At 49.6% G+C, this 19,380-nt stretch carries 17 protein-coding genes; 13 read left to right on the forward strand and 4 right to left on the reverse strand.

The genetic code is table 11. The annotated features are described in order from the left end of the window. The first annotated feature begins 91 nt into the window (after positions 1-91). Both KSO86_RS00780 and pgi read left to right on the forward strand, forming a co-directional pair. Complete coding sequence (locus tag KSO86_RS00780; RefSeq protein ID WP_216378352.1) at positions 92-2,335, forward strand: alpha-amylase family glycosyl hydrolase; 2,244 nt, start codon at positions 92-94, stop codon at positions 2,333-2,335. A gap of 103 nt (positions 2,336-2,438) precedes the next feature. Further along, complete coding sequence (gene pgi / locus KSO86_RS00785; RefSeq protein WP_216378351.1) at positions 2,439-4,097, forward strand: glucose-6-phosphate isomerase; 1,659 nt, start codon at positions 2,439-2,441, stop codon at positions 4,095-4,097. Positions 4,098-4,174: 77 nt separating this feature from the next. Here the strand turns inward: pgi and KSO86_RS00790 are convergent, their stop codons facing one another. Beyond that, positions 4,175-4,957 carry a hypothetical protein gene (locus tag KSO86_RS00790; RefSeq protein ID WP_216378350.1) on the reverse strand — a complete coding sequence of 261 codons (783 nt, stop codon included), beginning with the start codon at positions 4,955-4,957 and terminating at the stop codon, positions 4,175-4,177. A gap of 348 nt (positions 4,958-5,305) precedes the next feature. On the opposite strand from KSO86_RS00790, the gene KSO86_RS00795 reads away from it, so the two are divergent. Together KSO86_RS00795 and KSO86_RS00800 are read left to right on the forward strand one after the other, a co-directional pair. Beyond that, entirely contained in the window at positions 5,306-6,301 is a 996-nt protein-coding gene (locus KSO86_RS00795) for a malate dehydrogenase (protein ID WP_216378349.1), read from the forward strand. 156 nt (positions 6,302-6,457) lie between these two features. Continuing rightward, positions 6,458-6,820, forward strand: coding sequence for a YchJ family protein (locus tag KSO86_RS00800; RefSeq protein ID WP_253280485.1), 363 nt, complete (start codon positions 6,458-6,460; stop codon positions 6,818-6,820). Here the strand turns inward: KSO86_RS00800 and KSO86_RS00805 are convergent. Beyond that, a complete protein-coding gene (locus tag KSO86_RS00805; RefSeq protein ID WP_216378348.1) occupies positions 6,758-7,096 on the reverse strand; it encodes a hypothetical protein in 339 nt (112 codons plus the stop codon). The genes KSO86_RS00800 and KSO86_RS00805 overlap by 63 nt on opposite strands. Before the next feature lie 9 nt (positions 7,097-7,105). Continuing rightward, complete coding sequence (locus KSO86_RS00810; protein WP_216378347.1) at positions 7,106-8,497, reverse strand: PspC domain-containing protein; 1,392 nt, start codon at positions 8,495-8,497, stop codon at positions 7,106-7,108. Positions 8,498-8,599: 102 nt separating this feature from the next. On the opposite strand from KSO86_RS00810, the gene KSO86_RS00815 reads away from it, so the two are divergent. The 4 genes from KSO86_RS00815 to KSO86_RS00830 all read left to right on the forward strand — a co-directional run bounded on the left by KSO86_RS00815 (position 8,600) and on the right by KSO86_RS00830 (position 12,726). Next, positions 8,600-9,823 (forward strand): ATP-binding protein, encoded by a 1,224-nt coding sequence (locus tag KSO86_RS00815; RefSeq protein WP_216431727.1) that lies wholly within the window; start codon positions 8,600-8,602, stop codon positions 9,821-9,823. Beyond that, positions 9,820-10,488 carry a response regulator gene (locus tag KSO86_RS00820; RefSeq protein ID WP_216378345.1) on the forward strand — a complete coding sequence of 223 codons (669 nt, stop codon included), beginning with the start codon at positions 9,820-9,822 and terminating at the stop codon, positions 10,486-10,488. The genes KSO86_RS00815 and KSO86_RS00820 overlap by 4 nt, the downstream gene beginning before the upstream one ends. Positions 10,489-10,615: 127 nt before the next feature. Next, positions 10,616-12,070, forward strand: coding sequence for a hypothetical protein (locus tag KSO86_RS00825; RefSeq protein WP_216378344.1), 1,455 nt, complete (start codon positions 10,616-10,618; stop codon positions 12,068-12,070). Between the two features lie 44 nt (positions 12,071-12,114). Beyond that, on the forward strand, positions 12,115-12,726 hold the full coding sequence (locus tag KSO86_RS00830) for a sugar O-acetyltransferase (RefSeq protein ID WP_216378343.1): 612 nt from the start codon (positions 12,115-12,117) through the stop codon (positions 12,724-12,726). Positions 12,727-12,739: 13 nt separating this feature from the next. Here the strand turns inward: KSO86_RS00830 and purU are convergent, their stop codons facing one another. After that, positions 12,740-13,600 (reverse strand): formyltetrahydrofolate deformylase, encoded by an 861-nt coding sequence (gene purU / locus KSO86_RS00835; RefSeq protein ID WP_216378342.1) that lies wholly within the window; start codon positions 13,598-13,600, stop codon positions 12,740-12,742. 131 nt (positions 13,601-13,731) lie between these two features. On the opposite strand from purU, the gene glyA reads away from it, so the two are divergent. Genes glyA through KSO86_RS00860 form a run of 5 tightly spaced genes read left to right on the forward strand, consistent with a single transcriptional unit; the run spans position 13,732 to position 19,203 of the window. After that, positions 13,732-15,015 (forward strand): serine hydroxymethyltransferase, encoded by a 1,284-nt coding sequence (gene glyA, locus KSO86_RS00840; protein ID WP_216378341.1) that lies wholly within the window; start codon positions 13,732-13,734, stop codon positions 15,013-15,015. 13 nt (positions 15,016-15,028) lie between these two features. After that, positions 15,029-15,889: a bifunctional methylenetetrahydrofolate dehydrogenase/methenyltetrahydrofolate cyclohydrolase gene (locus KSO86_RS00845; protein WP_216378340.1), complete on the forward strand. Its 861-nt coding sequence runs from the start codon at positions 15,029-15,031 to the stop codon at positions 15,887-15,889. Between the two features lie 46 nt (positions 15,890-15,935). Next, on the forward strand, positions 15,936-16,808 hold the full coding sequence (locus KSO86_RS00850; protein ID WP_216378339.1) for an exodeoxyribonuclease III: 873 nt from the start codon (positions 15,936-15,938) through the stop codon (positions 16,806-16,808). After that, on the forward strand, positions 16,805-18,079 hold the full coding sequence (locus KSO86_RS00855; protein ID WP_216378338.1) for a YihY/virulence factor BrkB family protein: 1,275 nt from the start codon (positions 16,805-16,807) through the stop codon (positions 18,077-18,079). Before KSO86_RS00850 ends, KSO86_RS00855 begins: the two co-directional genes overlap by 4 nt. Before the next feature lie 14 nt (positions 18,080-18,093). Beyond that, positions 18,094-19,203 (forward strand): mannose-1-phosphate guanylyltransferase, encoded by a 1,110-nt coding sequence (locus KSO86_RS00860; RefSeq protein WP_216378337.1) that lies wholly within the window; start codon positions 18,094-18,096, stop codon positions 19,201-19,203. Positions 19,204-19,380: the final 177 nt, after the last annotated feature.

Here is a 19,380-nt window from a genome sequence, read left to right on the forward strand (position 1 = left end):
TTAGGTTAAGAATCTTCCACACTTTGGGATGTATTCGGTTTTATGTGGGAGGTACGTTCTACAATAGTAGGTACGAGGCTTGGAGGAAAGTGTGTTTCGACGTCGTGGTGTAGCGGTTGCAGTCAGTGCTTTGCTGGCGCTTGTAGGAGTTGGTATTTCGGGATGTTCCAACGGTCAGCCGGAAGGCTATACCCACTATGACGCTGGCTCCCATAAAATCCGTATTAACGGCGTAGAGTATCCCCTTGAGCTGCCGGGCCGTGCAGATCTGAAAGTCGAAGGTTCGTCAGTCATTCCTTCGGACCTTGGAGTTGATGCAGCAGTTCGTGGGTCGGATGCTTCCCGTGAAGGTATATTTCGAGCCCATGATGGCAATGAGCAGTTTTATTTCTTACTAACCGATCGATTTGCTAACGGAGATACCTCTAATGATGATGGCGGTCTAGGGGACGATCGTCTAGTTTCTGGATATGATCCCACGAATGAGGGTTTTTACCTTGGCGGTGATCTACGCGGTATTATCGACAATTTGGATTATATCAAGGGGCTCGGAACCACAGCTATCTGGATCTCGCCACCGATGAAGAATAAGCCTGTTCAAGGTAAACCAGGTGAGGAATCAGCTGGATATCACGGATACTGGGTAACAGATTTTACTGCGATCGATCCGCACTTTGGTACCATGAAAGACTTTACTGAGCTGATTGATAAAGCCCATGATCGTGGGCTGAAAGTCTATATGGACATTATTACCAACCACACTGCGGATGTTATTTCGTATAAGGAAGATTCCCAGAAATACGTACCTACCACTGTTAAGCCGTATCTTGACAAGGCAGGGAAACCGATCAATCTTTTTGAGGTTGCTGGCAAAGAAGATTTTCCTGCGATTGATCCGAAGTCATTTCCCTATACTCCGGTAGCAGGTAAGGAAAAGAAAGTTCCTAGCTGGTTAAATAACGTCAATCTTTACCATAACCGTGGGGATTCAACTTTTACTGGCGAATCCATAACCATGGGGGATTTCTTTGGCCTCGATGATTTGATGACCGAGAATCCGGAAGTTGTGCGCGGTATGGAAGATATCTATCAAAAATGGTTAGCCACCGGTGTTGACGGGTTCCGTATTGACACGGTTAAGCACGTGAACATGGATTTTTGGAAGGAATGGACTCAGGCTATTAAGCGCAAGACTGATGAAAATTTCTTCATGTTCGGCGAAGTCTATGACACTGATGTGCCAACGTTATCCCAGTACGTGCGAGAAACCGATATGGATGCTGTTCTCGACTTCCCATTTCAAAAAGCGATAGTTGGCTATGTTAATGGTGGTAAAGCCCAAGGCTTGGCAGACATGTTTGCACAAGATTCGCGATATGTCACTGAGCGCGCAACTGCGTTAGATCTGCCGACCTTCCTTGGAAACCATGACATGGGACGGATCGGGTCAATGCTACAGGGCGATAAAGTAGCTTCCTCTGTTTTTGCGCACGGACTGATGTTTACCATGCGTGGTCAACCAGTTGTTTATTATGGTGATGAACAAGAATTCGCCGGTAAGGATGGCGACAAAGCTGCGCGTCAGCCGTTGTTTGCTACTGAAGTGCCGAGCTACCAAGAACAACCGTTGCTCGATGGTAGTGAGTTCGGTAAAAATGCTCATATGGATAAGGGCAACCCGCTTTATAAGGCAATTGCGAAGCTTTCGAAATATCGCAAGGAACATCCAGGGTTATCGAATGGTGCTCAAATTGAGTTACTTAACGATGGCAATACCTACGCATTTTCACGTATTGATCCGGATGAAGGCGTCGAATATGTGGTTGTGGCGAACTCTGCCTCAGAACCAGTTCAAGCGAAAATCCCAGTTTTAACAACAACTTCGGACTGGTCTCTTGTAATGGAGGTGGCAGACGGGGCGGTTTCGGCGCCAGCAAATACGCCAACTCCAACTGCTTCTAGTTCTGGTGGTACTACTGAACTGACAGTGGACGTGCCGAGCCAAGGGATTAAGGTCTTTAAAGCAGGAAAGAAACTTGAACGAGGAAGTGGAATTACGCGATTGACTGGCGTAAAAACGGCAGAATCAGCCATCGAACTAACTGCTCATACGCAAGAACATCGGTACGCTAACACAACTTTTTTCTATCGCATTGTTGGTAGTGGAAAATGGTTCCCATTGGGATCTGTTGCCGGACCTAACCCAAAGATTTATCACAATCTTCAGGGGATGAAAGATGGAACTTTGCTGGAGTATCGTGCCATCACTGATGGTGGTCGCGGTGAATCTTTCACCTACCTAGTGGGTGGTCCGGAACCAACTTCCGGAAAATGAGCCGTAAATCGGATTCAAAGAATATACGAAGAAAAGCTAGACTAAGAACTTGTTGATTGCTGTGTTGCTACATCGGCAACACACATGTAATGGAGGAGAAACCATGCCAAGCCCAATAGATGCAACCCAAACCCCTGCGTGGCATAAGCTCACGGATATTCATAACAATCTCACCGTGGACTTCCGCGCATGGTTCGAACAGGATGCGGAGCGCACTGAAAAGTTTAGTTTCAGCGCTGGAGATCTATTTGTTGATCTTTCGAAGTCGGTTATGACTGATGAGATGAAAACCGCGTTGGAAGAACTAGCGACGGAAGTTAACCTGGCCGAACGCCGGGATGCAATGTTTAGCGGTGAGCGCATCAACATTACTGAAAATCGCTCGGTTCTTCACTCTGCCTTGCGCCGGCCGAAGACGGATTCGCTCACTGTCGAATGCCAAGATGTAGTTGGTGATGTTCATGGCGTCCTCGAGCGGGTTTATGCTTTCGCTAACAAGGTCCGCTCGGGTCAGTGGAAGGGAATCACCGGCAAAGCCATCAAGACTGTGGTTAATATCGGTATTGGTGGATCTGATCTTGGTCCTGTCATGGCATACGAAGCTCTCAAGCCGTTTAAAGCAGAAAACATCGAGTGCCGTTTTATCTCTAACATCGATCCTACCGATGCTGGCGAAAAGCTTTCCGGACTTGACCCAGAAACAACGCTATTTATTGTTGCTTCTAAGACCTTCACAACTTTGGAGACGTTGACCAATGCGCGTATCGCACGTGCTTGGTTGCTACGGTCGCTTGAAGAACAAGGTGCACCAACAGATGGGGCAGTAGCAAAGCACTTCGTAGCAGTATCTACCGCACTTGATAAGGTTGCTGAATTTGGTATCGATCCAGAAAACGCATTCGGTTTCTGGAACTGGGTAGGTGGACGCTACTCCGTGGATTCCGCTGTTGGAACATCTTTAGCTATCGCGATCGGTCCAGATAACTTTGCTGATTTCTTAGCTGGTTTCAACAAGATGGATCAGCATTTCCAAAACACGCCATTCTCGCGTAACGTTCCAGTCCTCATGGGAATGATGAATGTTTTCTATGTTAACTTTATGAATGCTGCTACTCACGCAGTTCTCCCATATTCACAGTTCTTGCATCGCTTCCCGGCATACTTGCAGCAGCTCACCATGGAATCGAATGGTAAGCGCGTGCGTTGGGATGGTACTCCAGTCACTTCCAAGACCGGTGAAGTATTCTGGGGCGAACCAGGAACGAACGGTCAGCATGCCTTCTATCAGTTGATTCACCAGGGCACACAGCTTATCCCGGCTGATTTTATTGCCTTTGCTAACCCAACATATGCCTTCAAGGATGGCGATGCTGATCAGCATGAACTATTCCTTGGTAACTTCTTTGGTCAAACGAAGGCACTTGCTTTCGGCAAGACTGCTGATGAAGTTCGCGCAGAAGGCACCCCAGAAGAAATCGTGTCTGCACGCGTGTTCGAAGGAAACAAGCCGACTGCTTCAATTATGGCTCCGGAGCTGACCCCGTCCGTCCTCGGGCAGCTCATTGCACTTTACGAGCACATCACCTTTGTTCAAGGAATCGTCTGGGGAATTGACTCCTTTGACCAGTGGGGCGTTGAGCTCGGCAAGCAGATGGCAAAGGCGCTCACGAATGCAGTTAGTGGGGACAAGGCCGCGCTTGCTGCTGAAGATCAATCCACTCGTGCGCTCATTGAATACTATCGTGCACATCGCACTAAGTAACTAGAGCAATAGCTTATATAAGTGATGGGTGAGCCAGTGGCTCACCCATCACTTATATAATTCGCGACCGCAATTGCTTAGCTATTTGGCTCAATCTTCCATAGAACTCGCGCATAACTGCGACTTGCCCAATAAATAATGATTCCGCAACCAACAATGCAAGCTAGCAGGGTGCCAAAGAACCAGCCTGGTGTCTGCCATGCCATAGTTTGACTTGGCATGATAACAACCAGCAGTGGCACAATAGTAGACGCCATAACCACAGCGTTGAGCATTTCTGCTCGAAAATCATCCTCCCACCGTGCAGTAGCATCATCTCTAGCAGCAATCGGGATAGATGCATAACGAGCAGCCAGGTATATTCCTGCTGGAATAGCCATATTGGTTACAGCAAGGAGAATAATGAAAAGGGTTTTTGGTGCTAACGCTGGCCAAACATAGATGAGCCCCACGGTTTGAGGAATTAGTGAGAACGTGATGTATCCGATCAATGCCCATACCGGGACGTAATCGAGCAAACGTGGCTGCACATTGCATGAAAGATGCCGTAAGACGGTAGCGTTAGTGCCTGGATATGGTCTTCCAGTAAAATCAGCGATATCTGCACGGAACCGAAGCCAAAGCACGATTGTGTAGCCTGCAATTAGGCTAAGCATGAATGATGAGGGAGAGAAAACGTTCGTCAAACCTAAAAATGCTAGTTGGACAATGGCGACAAAAATCATCGCTATTTTCAGCTGAGGCCGGATCCTTTTCTCTCTGCGATTGATCCGTGCAATGAACTCGGAGGTTGGCGCTGGTAGCGGAATAGCTCCGCGTGGAGTGAATGAGCTACGCCGGGTTTCCATGCGGTCAGTCATTTTGGGAAAAGTTATAACAGCGTAAGCCAGTGCACATCCTGTAATAATCCACAGAATGTCAATTATATGTAGCCACCCAATCTGCATGACGCTCCTCAATTGCTCCAGCTTCGCCCTAATTATGTTGATTTTATCACCAAAAACTGGCCAGTTCAAGAGTGAAAAATTTGCCAGATATATCAATATATTCGCCACATTTAATAAGTGCGGGACTAAATGCCACCCAGAATAACTCGTTGGCAAGGTACTCTTAGAGGTGGTGTGAGAATTCATCTCGCTCAATGACAACCTGGCGTCATGTTCCGGAAACAAAAAGGGACAGCGCCTCAGAATATAGGAGTTGACTACATGGCTGAGCTTCGTACTCCGGTTACCGTCACCGTTACTGGCGCTGCAGGAAATATCGGTTACGCATTGCTGTTCCGTATCGCATCAGGTGCACTACTCGGCGCTGATGTTCCAGTTCGCTTGAACCTTCTTGAGATCCCACAAGGAATGAAGGCTGCTGAAGGTACCGCAATGGAATTGAACGATTCCGCATTCCCATTGCTCGAGTCCGTGAACATCTTCGATGATGCAAACAAGGCTTTCGACGGAACCAACGTCGGTCTCCTCGTTGGTGCACGTCCACGCACCAAGGGCATGGAGCGCGCTGATCTTCTCGCAGCAAACGGCGGCATCTTCGGTCCGCAAGGAAAAGCTATCAACGATCACGCAGCTGACGATGTCCGCATCCTCGTTGTTGGTAATCCAGCAAACACCAACGCACTCATCGCTGCTCACAACGCACCAGACGTGCCAAACGAGCGCTTCACCGCTATGATGCGCCTCGATCACAACCGTGCAATCTCCCAGCTTGCAGAGAAGACCGGTGCAAAGGTTTCTGATATCAAGAAGATGACCGTGTGGGGCAACCACTCGGCAGACCAGCACCCAGACGTCTCCTGGGCAACCGTTGCTGGTAAGCCAGCAACCGAGCTCGTTGATGAAGCATGGCTTTCCGATTACTTCGTACCAACCGTTGCTAAGCGCGGCGCTGCAATTATCGAAGCCCGTGGCGCTTCGTCGGCAGCTTCGGCAGCTTCGGCAGCTATCGACCACGTTTACAACTGGGTCAACGGCACCCCAGAAGGCGATTGGGTCACCCCAGGTATTTGGTCAGATGGCAAGCACTACGGTGTTCCAGAAGGTCTTATCTTCGGCTTCCCAGCAGTCTCCGAAGGCGGCGAGTGGAAGGTTGTTGAAGGTCTTGAACTTTCTGAAGCAACCAAGGCTGGTATCGCACGCAATGTTAAGGCTCTTCAAGAAGAAGCCGATGCAGTTCGCGAACTTGGCTTAATCTGAGTTTAACTTTCAGCAAAAGGCGGGGACGATGTCCCCGCCTTTTGTGTTACCATCCAAAAGATGCCGGCTAATCTAGGCAATAACGCAAGCCTAGAGCTATATTGCCGAGGTTTGCGCTATTGCCCAGTTTTGCGCACACCCCGAATAGGAGAAACTATGAAATGCCCATGTGATTCTGGCAAAACCTATGCTACTTGCTGCGAACCACTCCATGACGGTGTGCGCTTAGCGGATAATCCCGAAGAATTGATGCGTGCCCGGTATAGTGCGTACGCTCTTGGCCGGGACGATTTTGTTTTTACCTCATGGCATCCAAAAACCCGCCCACCGGATGTTTCCACTGATGGAATCCGATGGACGGGCTTGGACGTTATTGAAGCAATAAACGACCAGGTTGAATTTATTGCATCGTATGTTGATGAGACATCAGGAGAGCAAGGCACTCTTCACGAACGATCAGTTTTCGTTGTTCGGGTCGGTAGGTGGCTCTACCTCGAGCCACTCAGTCTGACTAGCTGAGGGTGACGCCTCGACATTTTGCGTTGTCTGGTAAACCTCAGTAGTGCTGGAATAATGGGTGCCTTCACCGCTCTGCACGGTGTGCACAGGCATATCGGTTGTCTCAGCCGGCCGCCGAGCTGGGACCAGTGCAGCAATAGTACAAGCGCCAGCAAATATAAGAAGTAAAACGACGATCAGCGTGGATATATCTATTTGCGTGCTAATACCTTGCAAGATAGCAATAATGCCGCAAAGTGATATAACAATTCCCCACAAGAATGTTCCGATTTTCATTGAAGTCTCCTAGTTCTCTGATTGGGCAGGGGCTGCCTCTAACGCGGGCGTATCAGAATCGATGGGGATTCCACGCTGTTGGGCAATGAATGTCACCGCATCTTGGCCGTTGAGTGTTTCTGACAGGCGTACATCACCAACTGCATAGGTAATAGTGATACGTCGGGCCGATTTGGGGTCTTGTTGAGCTGCCGGGCTCGTAATTGTTATATGAGACTTTGGTGCGTGAGAACTGTTGATCATCGTCTCGTTGGGAATAACGTACCATTCGTCGGGCTCAATCGGGGTGTCGGGTTGTGGATCTCCAAATCTGTCACCATTGCGCTCTGAGTGGATTTCTGGTGTTGGCGTGATATAAGTTTCTCCGTTGTGATCGTGTACTTTCCATCCTCCCATGTCGTCCATTGTGATAGTCCCGGTCAGAGTGATGTCAAGAATGACTGGGTCGTTGCGATCTAAGACATATTTCGAGTCAGTGAACACTGCGCTGATGCTACTTTTATCAGCCAAGTGAGTGGTGCTGTGCTTGTGGTGATCTATAACTCCGGCGGAACCAGTTCGATCCGTTTCAGCGAAGAACTTGAGATTGTCATTGTCCATGATGGCTTGGGGAATAAGGAAGGATATGGGGGTAAGTGTAACGACTGGAAAAACCAGGAGCATTGCGATGAAGCTGAGCCAGGTGCTTCTCTTTCCACGGACTCCTGCCAAAATAATGCTGATTCCAAGGATTGTGAGGGGAATGCCAAGGATAAGTAAAGCTGACGAGATGGTTCGGGGAGTGACGAGCATAGTGACAGCTGCGGCGCTGGCGCATAACGCGAGTGTAATGAGAATAAACGCTCCAGAGACTGCAGGAGTGCGGGGGCGTAGTTGAGAGCGTGGTTGTGGCTCTGTTTTTTGTTCTAACGACGACGGCGCAGCGACTGATGCGTCATCAGCCTGGTCATGTGCGGCGAAAGAATGTGCTGAGACAGTAGCTGGATGGGTGTCGTGTTTCTTCCGCAAAATGATGACAACCGTCATCATAATGACTGCCACGATAAGTAGAGATCCAGAGAACCGAGAATAGAACAGCCAGTGCTGATGGGCCAGCTCTTCGAAGAAGACCCATATTCCTATGACGAGCATAGCGAGGCTAGCAGCGAATCCCCCGGAGAGCCGACCCTCGACGACTTCTTCGAGCTCGATGCGGTTGTCTGGATCATGCGGTAGAAGGAGCCAGGCAAGGCCGTAAGCGATAATACCAATGCCAGCGAAAAATGCCAGAATGATTGCTGCTAGTCGAAGCAAGATGGGAGAGATCTCCCAGCGGTGAGATAGTCCGGCGCAGATACCAGCGAGGTATCCGTCGTCCGTCCGCCGTATCGGTTGGGCGGTTAACCGTTCGAAAATGTTCATATTTTCATCGTGACAGATGAAACGTTCATCGGCTATCAGGTGGCACCCTGATTTGCCCCTGATTTTAGGCCTCAGGGTAAAAATGTGGTGGAGGCGTGTGGAATGATAGATGCTATGACGATGAACAATAACTATTCGCACTTACGGGCGCCAGGGGTGATCGAGCGCCCGCCACTAGTTCGTCGCTCGCCGCGTGTTGTTGCCGGAGTAGCGCGTGGATTAAGTGTTCATTTGGGCGGATCTGTCGTCGCATGGCGGTGGACATTTGTTTTGGCTATCCCATTCTTTGGCGCAGGTCTCTTTGCGTACATGATCCTGGCAGTGCTGATGCCAAAAGACCCTGGTTTATCCGGGTATCAACGCCGGCTTGCACCGAAATTGGAGTTAGAACAGAAGATAGATAACCCGGCGCGTAAGCCACTGATTCTTACTGCTCTCATTTTGTTAGCAAGCGCAATTGGCATCGTGCTTGTCAGTAGCGGGTATGGTAGTAATCTCATTCCGTTTTTAATTGTTTTGGCCGGTGCGGGCATTGCATGGTCACACCCGATAAGTAGCGATTCTGCTCCGATTGGGTGGACAATTACCGGTGCGCTTATTGCGGTGAGCGGAGCTTTGACGTTCACCAGTACGCAGTACGGTTTTTATGAAACTGTGGCGAGTCTCGGTATGGGACTTGCTGTTCTTATTGCTCTGGCCGTGGTGATAGTTCCAGTTTTGTTGCATAACCGAACTCAGCTGCAAGATATATATGTACAGCGAATTCGGGAATCTGAACGTGCAGATATTGCGGCTCATCTGCACGATTCAGTACTTCAAACGCTGGCGTTAATTCGTTCTCGAGCAGAATCGCCAGAAGAGGTTGCGAGTCTGGCGCGAGCACAGGAGCGAGATTTACGTCGCTACTTGTATTCTGATCGGGCTGATGCAGGAACGTCTGTTGCCGACGGCATCTCGCGTATCGCGGCAGATATAGATCAGCGGTTCCATACCGAGATAGATGCGGTTATTACCGGAGATGCGGTGCCTAGTGCCCGCACGCATGCATTGCTCGGTGCCAGCAGGGAAGCGCTGACAAATGCTGCCAAGCATGCGCCAGGAAAAATATCGCTGTTTGCTCAGCTCAGTGAAGAGGTATGCGAGGTGTTCGTGCGTGATCGTGGCCCGGGATTCGATGTGGATTCTATTCCAGCGGATCGCGCAGGCATCAGAGACTCGATTCGGGGACGCATTGCTAAGGTGAATGGAGAAGTTGAGATCCGTTCACCGTTACCCAGTGGAGGTTCAGAAATAAGAATGCGGGTTGTCAAAGAGGATAAGTCATGAGTCTGTCTGTTTTTATTGTTGATGATCACGGCCTCGTTCGTGCCGGAGTGCGGGCACAACTGGAACAGTTTTCCCAAATCGAATATGTCGGTGAAGCAGATTCGGTTGATAGTGCCGTAATACTATTAACTGGTATGGCAGGCGAGTCCGTTCCCGACGTCGTGTTGTTGGACGTCCATCTGCCCGGCGGGCATGGTGGTGGTGGAGCTGAGGTCGCTCGGCGCGTTTTGCAAGCTGGGGTAGCTACTCGGTTTCTGGCGTTGTCGGTTTCTGACGCGGCGGAGGACGTTGTGGCTGTTATTCGTGCTGGCGCTCGCGGCTACGTGACGAAGGCCGTCAGTGCAGAAGAACTCGTGGAAGCAATAACGCGAGTAGCGGCTGGCGATGCTGCATTCTCCCCGCGGCTAGCAGGTTTTGTTCTCGATGCCTTTGGCGCGCAAGCAGCAGATGTAGCCGAACGTGACGAAGAATTAGATCGACTTTCACAACGTGAGCAAGAAGTCATGCGGTTAATCGCTCGCGGCTATACCTATCGGGAGACTGCTTCCGAATTATTCATCTCTATCAAAACCGTGGAAACTCACGTCTCGGCAGTGCTACGCAAACTTCAGCTGTCAAACCGTTATGAACTATCTCGATGGGCGGCGGCTCGGGGGATTGAATAAGACATCCAGTTAAAATTTCGTACCTGAAACACTGCCTTTCAATGTGCGGATATCTTTCTGTGTTTTCCGTACTTATTAGAATATTATGTAGGAGCGAGCGAAACGTAATAGTCTAGACAGGAATAGTATGAGAAACGCAAGAAGTGCGACTAAACAAGCTTCACAATGTGCTGGACGATTCGCGTTCACTACTAAAAATATTCGCCGGGAACGCTGGGTTAACAGCAAAGATAGTTCGCCGTGGTGGCGAATTGTATTAGGAGATACTGTTCTTGCAGTAACGATCGTGGAGGTATTATTAATTCTTTCCGCGATTATGTCATTCCAAAAAGAGAATTATTCTCGAGATTCTTTTGTCCTATTCGAGATGCAGCGTTCGATGCTACATACAGCTGTTAGTTATTGTTCAGACGCTGAAGTATATGCCGCTTTTGCGGTTGTGGCTGCGGTAGGAATTGCGGCAACAGTGTCATTATTGAATGCCAGTATCAGGCTAAAAAAATCGCCCGACTCCTTGGGCGACATTGATACGGTGGGCAATAATAGGGATATCTGTGGCTATCAAGAAAAGCATTCTACTCTTCGCGATTTGATGTACTACCAACACATGTCAATCTTTCTATGTGTCTTTCGGCTGTACCTTTTGCTTCTCTTGATTATTCTGCTTAATAAAGCCCAATATGTCTTGGTAGCTGTGGATCTGCTTTTCTATTTCTACATATCCATCCAGAGTTGGACCCTCGACAGATACAACGTTCAGTCATTATTGCCACTAATTGAATCCCGGCATTGGATACGTGCACAAAATAGCGTAAAGCTGGCGAGCGGCATTGACGATGACAGCAAACAAGCGAAAAGAAAATATCTAAGGCTGCGCACAGTGCAAAGGCTACTAGGAATTTTGTTTGCGTTCACTCAAGGGGCGCTATATGGGACTGTTTTTAGCTTTAAGATGGCTGTGTCGATTTTACTGGCAGTTGTGTTTCTCAGTGTGCTCTTTTATCTCATTTTCATTGATGCGTTTATTCCTGTAATAAAGCGACGAGGTGGGGACGCTTTCCGTTATCCTCTGATAGTCTCCAACCAATTGGTTTTTGGTCTAGTGGTTTCGCTGATGCCGTTAGCTACGTACAGTAGTTCTGGTTCGGAAATAGCGTGGCTCCCATGGTTGATAGCAATCGTGAGTTACAGTATTTTGCTACTAGCTGTTCTCATTGATGTGTACATAATGGCGCCTGCGGCAAGAGGAACTAAAGGATCATACTATTTAGGGGAGGCACTCATCCGTGCACACGAATCTCAGGTTAACCGCAGACAAGCAGGTGTCTCTTCTCGAGCTCGTCACATCTATGGTTATTGGGGCATCATAGACAGACGTTGGGTGCGTCAAGTTGGTAATCCAACAGGTTTCTTCCCGCTAGCGAGTGAAGTAGTTAAACCTAGTATTCCGGGTTTCCCGACGCGGATCCGTTATCACCTACCAGATTTAGAGACTTTTGAATCGAAGCGGTTTCCGGGGTTCTTCATTCCTGATGTTTGGGACTATTATTGGGTTTCCAGAGAAAAATGTCCTGAAGTTTGAGGCAACAGTGTTTTGCAGGAAGCTGACCGAGTAGACTGTTGGCTATGACACGCGACGAAGAACTGTACCAGCGTATGCTTAACGGTGAACTGTACAAGCCAGAGGGTACACAATTTCAAGAGATCCACAGTCATGCGATGTCATGCCAAGACGAATTTAATTCGTTACCGTCCGCCGATTGGGATGCCCATTATCAAGTGCTGAAGCGTTGGCTTGGCCGTGTCGGTGAAGGAGTTATTGTGCGGGCGCCGTTGCGTGTCGACTATGGAAAACACGTGACGATTGGTGATGGTACGTTCGTCAATTATGACTGTATTTTTCTCGATGTCGCCCCGATTGCTATTGGCAAGAACTGCCAGATCGCGCCACGCGTTCAGCTGCTAACTGCGTGGCACCCACTTGAACCTACCTTGCGTAGTGAAGGCTGGGAGGGTGGTAGCCCTATCGTCGTCGGAAACAATGTTTGGCTGGGTGCTGGAGTGATGGTTCTTCCCGGCGTCAGTATCGGAGATAATAGTGTTATCGGTGCTGGATCGGTTGTCACTAGGGATATTCCGGCCAACACAGTAGCGGTTGGTAGCCCCGCCCACGTAGTGAAAGAACTACCAACCGACGTCAGTGCATGTGACGTGATTCCGTCACATCTGCTCGATTAACAGCCATAACGCGTTATCCAAATACGACTGTGCGTAGCCCCTGATGGAGCACGCGATGTTCGGCATGCCAGCGTACTGCTCGGGACAGAACCTGACGTTCCACTTCGGCTCCCATAGCCTGCAATTCATGAACATCGTGGGCATGAGATACGCGTACGACGTCTTGCTCAATAATTGGGCCTTCGTCAAGGTCTGCCGTTACATAGTGCGCGGTAGCGCCGATAAGCTTAACGCCACGAGCGTGTGCCTGGGCATATGGCCGAGCGCCCTTAAACGAAGGCAAGAACGAATGATGGATATTAATGATCCGGCCAGATAAGGTGCGGCAGATATCATCGGACAAAATTTGCATGTACCGTGCCAGTACAACAAGTTCGGCGTCGTAATCGTCAACCAGTTTGAGTAACTCAGCTTCTGCCTGTGCTTTTGTACCTTTGGTAACGGGAATGTGTATGAATGGAACTCCATAAAATTCAGCGAGAGGACGTAATGTCTCGTGATTGGAGACGACGGCGGCGACGTCGATCGGGATCCGGCCTTCTCGTTGTTTGGCGAGCAAATCACTCAAGCAGTGTGGATCTTTAGAACACATAATGATGGTTCGCATTGGGCTTGCGTCAGATATGGTGTAGTCCATATCAAAACGGGCTGCTAATGCGGCGAACGCAGCGTCGATTGTGGAACGGCCACCGGGAACATCTGCTTGAAGACGGATATAAAAACGGTTTTGGCTTGCGTCTCGATATTGCTGTGACTGTGTGACATTCGCGCCGACTTGAGTCAATAGACCAGTTACTGCATAAACGATGCCTGGTTGATCTGGGCATGACAATGTGAATACGAGTGAATGAGACGTAAGTGTTGAATTTTCCATAAGAACATTTTAATCGTTTTGGTCACGAGGTGGGAATGGGCGTCCTAGAATGCAGACGATTTCAAAAAGTGTGGGAGGGTGAGCGTAGAATGAAATCGTATTGTTTTTGAAAGTCCCCAAGGAGGCTGGAAGTGACAGATTCTTTCAATCTTTCGCTTGCTGAATTAGATCCTGAGATTGCTCAGGTTTTAGATGATGAGCTGGGTCGCCAACGTGCCACGTTGGAAATGATTGCATCGGAGAATTTTGTGCCGCGGGCTATACTTCAAGCCCAAGGCTCAGTTTTGACGAATAAGTATGCGGAAGGCTATCCCGGTCGTCGCTATTACGGCGGTTGTGAGTTTGTCGACGTCGCGGAAAATCTGGCGATTGAGCGGGCTAAGTCCTTGTTCGGCGCGGCTTATGTCAATGTTCAACCCCATGCCGGAGCGCAGGCCAACGCAGCTATTTATCATGCGTTGTTGAACCATGGCGATACCATTATGGGATTGTCATTGGCACACGGGGGTCACTTGACTCATGGTATGAAGATTAACTTTTCTGGGAAGAACTTCAACGTTGTCTCTTATGGTGTAGATCCAGAAACATACCTCATTGATATGGATGAGGTTCGTCGGCTCGCCCGTGAACACAAGCCGAAGATGATTATTGCTGGTTGGTCGGCTTACCCGCGTCACGTAGATTTCGCAGCATTCCGCGAGATTGCCGATGAGGTTGGCGCATACCTGTGGGTAGATATGGCGCATTTCGCCGGTTTGGTAGCGGCTGGATTGCATCCAAGCCCAGTTCCGTACGCTGACGTGGTGACGACGACGATCCATAAGACCATTGGTGGGCCGCGCTCAGGTATGATTCTTTCCCGTGACGAATCACTAGGCAAGAAACTTAACTCGGCGGTATTCCCTGGGCAACAGGGCGGTCCATTGATGCACGTAATTGCTGCAAAAGCGATTGCGTTGAAGATTGCGGCAACTACAGAGTTCAAAGATCGGCAAGAGCGTACGTTGCGTGGTGCAAAGATTCTGGCGCAACGGCTCATCCAGCCAGATGTTACTGCCAAGGGAGTATCGGTATTGACTGGTGGCACTGATGTCCATTTGGTGCTGGTAGATCTGCGTAACCATGAGCTCAACGGGCAAGAAGCTGAAGATTTGTTGCATGAGATTGGTATTACGGTCAACCGTAATGCTATTCCATTCGATCCGCGTCCACCGGCTGTTACATCTGGTTTACGAATTGGTACCCCGGCGTTGGCTACCCGTGGTTTTGGTGATGAAGAGTTTGCTGAAGTTGCCGATATTATTGCTGTTGCCTTGCGTGATGGACGCAACGCAGATGTTGCTGGTTTGCGGGAACGGGTCAGTGTTTTAACTGATCGTTTCCCGTTGTATCCAGACTTGGATCAGACTCACTGAGAGGAACACCCACATGACAATTCCGGTAAAAATGGATGGTCGAGCGACACTTGCACAGATCAAGACGGAGCTGAAAGAAAAGATTGCACACCTGGATCGCGCTCCTGGATTAGCGACTGTTTTGGTCGGTCAGGATCCGGGGTCGATGATGTACGTGAACATGAAGCATCGTGACTGCGCTGAAGTGGGTATCGAATCAATCCGTATTGATATGCCGGAAGAGTCAACTACTGCGGAAGTTTTGGCACAGGTGCGGAAGCTGAATGAGGATCCAGCATGTAGCGGATTTATCGTTCAGCTTCCGTTGCCGCGCCATATTGATACCCAAGCAGTACTGGAAGCAATCGAGCCGACTAAGGACATTGACGGATTACACCCAGTCAATATTGGGCGCCTCGCGAATGGAATTCCAGCTCCTATCGCTTGTACACCCATGGGAATTGTGGAGCTGGGGCGTCGCTATGGCGTCGAATGGTCCGGTGCCAATGTTTGTATTGTTGGACGTGGTACAACTGTGGGCAAGCCACTGGCTATTTTGCTCACATCACGCAGTATCAACGCGACTGTAGATGCCTGCCACTCGGCTACCAAAGATCTGGCAGAACATACTCGGCGTGCTGACGTAATCATTGCAGCAGCCGGGGTAGCACATATGATCACCCCAGATATGGTTCGTCCAGGCGCGGCGGTGTTCGACGTCGGTGTATCGCGGGTGACGGATCCAGAAACTGGAAAGTCGCGGATGATGGGGGACGTCGATCCAGCAGTTTTCGAGCATTCCGGTTGGTATTCTCCTAATCCGGGCGGTGTTGGTCCGATGACTCGCGCTATGCTCTTGTCGAACGTTGTGGAAGCAGGCGCGAAAAATTCCTGACTTTCCCCGTAAAATTAATCATGACTGATTAATTGGAAGGGGAGTCATGCTCATAGCAACCTGTAACGTCAACGGCATTCGTGCCGCGGTGCGTAAAGGAATACAAGAGTGGATCACAACAACTGCGCCTGATGTGTTGTTGTTACAGGAGGTACGAGCTCCCGAAGAACTTGTTCCGAGCCTCATTGGCGAAAACTATCGCGTGTATCAACAAGCGTGCGATATTAAAGGACGCGCTGGGGTAGCAGTCGCTGTTAAAAATGACTATGCGGTTAGCCGAGTGAGCATTGGTTTGGGGGCTGACCTGCCAGAATCAGATCCGGGAGCTGACGCGCGTACATTCTGGGATCGCCCGGCAGAACCTGGAGTAGATACTGGCCGCTGGGTCGAGGTCGATATTCCACAACTGGGTACCACATTCGTATCGGCATATTTGCATTCTGGCACCGCAACCGATGAAGCTAAGATGGCGGCTAAATACTCCCATTTAGATCGGGTTTCTACACGACTTGTTCAGCTTCAACAGAACCGTCCAGCAGATGTTCCTCACGTCTTAGTAACCGGTGATTTTAATATTGTTCATACCGAACTAGATATTACAAATTGGCGATCGAATCATAACAAAACGTCCGGCGTGCTCGATCCGGAAATAGCCTATTTGGATAAGTGGATGAATGAGTTCGGCTATGTTGATGTGCAGCGTTCTCTTATCGGTGATGAGCAGGCCGAATATACCTGGTGGTCGCAGCGTGGCAAAGCATTTGATAATAATGTCGGCTGGCGTATTGATTATCATTTGGCCTCGCCCGAGCTAGCGTCAGTTGCGCAATCAGTACGAGTTGACCGTGCGTCGTCGTATGATCAGCGTTGGTCTGATCACGCGCCGTTGCTCATTGATTACGAGGTGAATAACGCATGAGCACTCCGGAAGTTAGCCCAAAGCCAAGCCTTATGGACCGGCTTAATAAGGCCATTGAATGGGTATTCGAGCTACGAGTGGTCCGCGCTTATGGCCGCTATAGTTGGGCTCGCGGATACTTGTTGTCCGGCGGGATTGCCTATGCGGCTTTATTCGCCATTGCTGGTGCTTTGACCATTGCGTTTACCGTATTCTTTTATACGCTGGGTGGTAATGAGCAACTCCAACAGACCCTTTTTGATACGGTAAATGCGTCGCTTCCAGGAATTTTGGATGTGGATGGGAGCGGATCAGGTCTGTTAGATCCGGAAGATCTAATTATTGATAATCCAGTCAACTGGGCGTCGGTCATTTCGCTGCTGGTGTTGCTATGGTCGGCAGCTTCGTTAATGACTGCATTGCGGATCGCTATTTTAGGAATGTTTGGGATTACCTACTTGCCGCGTCCCTTTGTGAAAGCAAAACTGCTTGATCTGTCAGGTTTCTTGATGATCGGGATCGGCGCGCTTGCAACAGTCGCACTGGTTACGGTATCTACTCAGTTCTCTACTACTGTGCTCGACTGGCTTGGAATACCAGGATCGGTTGGTTCATACCTTATCCAAGGTGGAACGTTTGTTATTGCGTTGCTTGTTGACACAGTAATTTTCATGTTTTTGTTCAGTGTGATGTCGGGTGCTCATCCGCCGTTGAAAGATCTTATTAAAGGATCGCTGCTGGCTGGGCTTGCGTCGTCGATATTACGTTTATTGGGAACGACGGTGGTCTCGTCAGTTTCCGAGAATGCATTGCTCGCGCCGTTCGCGGCTATCGTAACGCTCCTCGTCTGGGTTAATTTATTGGCTCAGGTGACGTTGGTGGCAGCTGCTTTTGTAGCTAATCCGCCCGCTCCCGGTGAACCAACTAAGTCGCAACTTGAGCATGCAGAAGAGTACCCAAATTATGTGACACAAACCGTCGAGAAAACTTTGGACTGGAATTACGATCCGATGACGGGCGTGATTGCGCCGCGTCCGGTCGATGAAACAGATGAACAGGTTGCGCCACCGTGGACTGGTATGCGAGCAGCATGGATGAAACGACGTATTGCCCGTGCCGAAGAAAAAGTTGTGACTGCACAGGCACACTTGGATGAAGAACGTGAAGCTTATGTGAAGGCAGCATGGCGTTCATATAAGAAGCAGTCAGTTCCGACGACTTCAGCCGAGCATGCGCAAGCCGATCCGGATGATGTCGGACAGCGTCTGGCACAGAGCATAGATGAAGACTGAGACGTGGTGAGAAGATGAATGAGTTACATGCGATTATTCCTGCTGGTGGCGCTGGAACTAGACTCTGGCCGATTTCGCGAGCACGTTCGCCAAAGTTTTTGAAAGATTTAACTGGGAGTGGAAAAAGTCTGCTTCAACAGACTGTAGCCAGGTTATCGCCGTTGGCGAGTAGCAACATCATGATTGTCACTGGCGGAGCCCATATGCCGGCGGTGGTACGGCAACTGCCAGAATTAGCTGACGAGCAGTTTATTGCAGAACCTTCGCCCCGGGATTCGATGGCGGCTATTGGTCTCGCGGCAGCGATTATTCGGCAACGGCATGGAAATGTGATCGTGGGTTCGTTTGCTGCTGACCATCTGATTGCTGAACCGGAGGCATTCGAAACAGCTGTTTGGACAGCTATGGATGCGGCGGCGCGCGGTTACGTTGTAACAATTGGGATTACTCCTGATTCCCCGGCAACAGGTTTTGGATATATTCGCGCTGCCAATCCGGTTACCGATGTTCGTGGGGCGTTTGACGTTAGTGAGTTCTTAGAAAAACCGGATGTGGACACGGCGCAGGCGTATGTTGCTAGTGGGCAGTATTTTTGGAATGCGGGTATGTTCGTTGCCCAAGCGGATGTGTTGCTCGGTGCCTTAGCTACGTATCAGCCGGAGCTACATGCCGGTATCGAAGAGATAGCGCAAGCCTGGGATACCAATAATCGTAGCCAGGTGCTAGATCACGTGTGGCCATCGCTTACTAAGATTGCTATCGACCATGCCATTGCGGAACCACTAGCAGCCGACGGGGGAGTAGCGGTTGTTCCAGCTCAGATGGGTTGGACAGACGTGGGCGATTTTGCTGCTGTCGGTGAGGTTTTACGACGGCGAGCGGACGATGCGTCGTCGTCGATAGTAATCCCCGATAGTGGTGAGCAAGTCCAGCCTGTGTTCGCTGTTAAAGCATCACGCGCAACGATTTTTACTCATGACCGTCCGATAGCTGTGGTTGGTGTTGATGACGTCGTTGTGGTTGATACTGCAGACGCTGTTCTTGTTGTGTCGGCGCACGGAGCTCAGGATGTGAAGAACGTAGTTGATCAGATTCGCGCCGAGGGGCTCACTAGTCTTCTTTGATTCTGCCGATAATGGTTTGATAGGTAAGATAGCCTGTCTCATAAATTGATATAGAGTATTGTAGTTTAGTTCACACAGTGCAAATTGTGTGACGCAGGAGTGCGGTAAAAACGGCTCTATGTAACGATTTGGTTACGAAACTATTGGAAAGTGACCTAGAACATCTTTATGGGTGGC

Origin of the sequence: Arcanobacterium phocae (assembly GCF_018913465.1) — a bacterium.
GTDB classification, from domain to species: Bacteria; Actinomycetota; Actinomycetes; order Actinomycetales; family Actinomycetaceae; genus Arcanobacterium; species Arcanobacterium phocae_A.

What these genes read in the sequence shown, in the direction of transcription:
- pgi (WP_216378351.1), top strand. Translation starts at nt 2,439, where the DNA reads ATGCCAAGCCCAATAGATGCAACCCAAACCCCTGCGTGGCATAAGCTC.
- KSO86_RS00790 (WP_216378350.1), bottom strand. Translation starts at nt 4,957, where the DNA reads ATGACTGACCGCATGGAAACCCGGCGTAGCTCATTCACTCCACGCGGA.
- KSO86_RS00795 (WP_216378349.1), top strand. Translation starts at nt 5,306, where the DNA reads ATGGCTGAGCTTCGTACTCCGGTTACCGTCACCGTTACTGGCGCTGCA.
- KSO86_RS00800 (WP_253280485.1), top strand. Translation starts at nt 6,458, where the DNA reads ATGAAATGCCCATGTGATTCTGGCAAAACCTATGCTACTTGCTGCGAA.
- KSO86_RS00805 (WP_216378348.1), bottom strand. Translation starts at nt 7,096, where the DNA reads ATGAAAATCGGAACATTCTTGTGGGGAATTGTTATATCACTTTGCGGC.
- KSO86_RS00810 (WP_216378347.1), bottom strand. Translation starts at nt 8,497, where the DNA reads ATGAACATTTTCGAACGGTTAACCGCCCAACCGATACGGCGGACGGAC.
- KSO86_RS00815 (WP_216431727.1), top strand. Translation starts at nt 8,600, where the DNA reads ATGATAGATGCTATGACGATGAACAATAACTATTCGCACTTACGGGCG.
- KSO86_RS00820 (WP_216378345.1), top strand. Translation starts at nt 9,820, where the DNA reads ATGAGTCTGTCTGTTTTTATTGTTGATGATCACGGCCTCGTTCGTGCC.
- KSO86_RS00825 (WP_216378344.1), top strand. Translation starts at nt 10,616, where the DNA reads ATGAGAAACGCAAGAAGTGCGACTAAACAAGCTTCACAATGTGCTGGA.
- KSO86_RS00830 (WP_216378343.1), top strand. Translation starts at nt 12,115, where the DNA reads ATGACACGCGACGAAGAACTGTACCAGCGTATGCTTAACGGTGAACTG.
- purU (WP_216378342.1), bottom strand. Translation starts at nt 13,600, where the DNA reads ATGGAAAATTCAACACTTACGTCTCATTCACTCGTATTCACATTGTCA.
- KSO86_RS00845 (WP_216378340.1), top strand. Translation starts at nt 15,029, where the DNA reads ATGACAATTCCGGTAAAAATGGATGGTCGAGCGACACTTGCACAGATC.
- KSO86_RS00850 (WP_216378339.1), top strand. Translation starts at nt 15,936, where the DNA reads ATGCTCATAGCAACCTGTAACGTCAACGGCATTCGTGCCGCGGTGCGT.
- KSO86_RS00855 (WP_216378338.1), top strand. Translation starts at nt 16,805, where the DNA reads ATGAGCACTCCGGAAGTTAGCCCAAAGCCAAGCCTTATGGACCGGCTT.
- KSO86_RS00860 (WP_216378337.1), top strand. Translation starts at nt 18,094, where the DNA reads ATGAATGAGTTACATGCGATTATTCCTGCTGGTGGCGCTGGAACTAGA.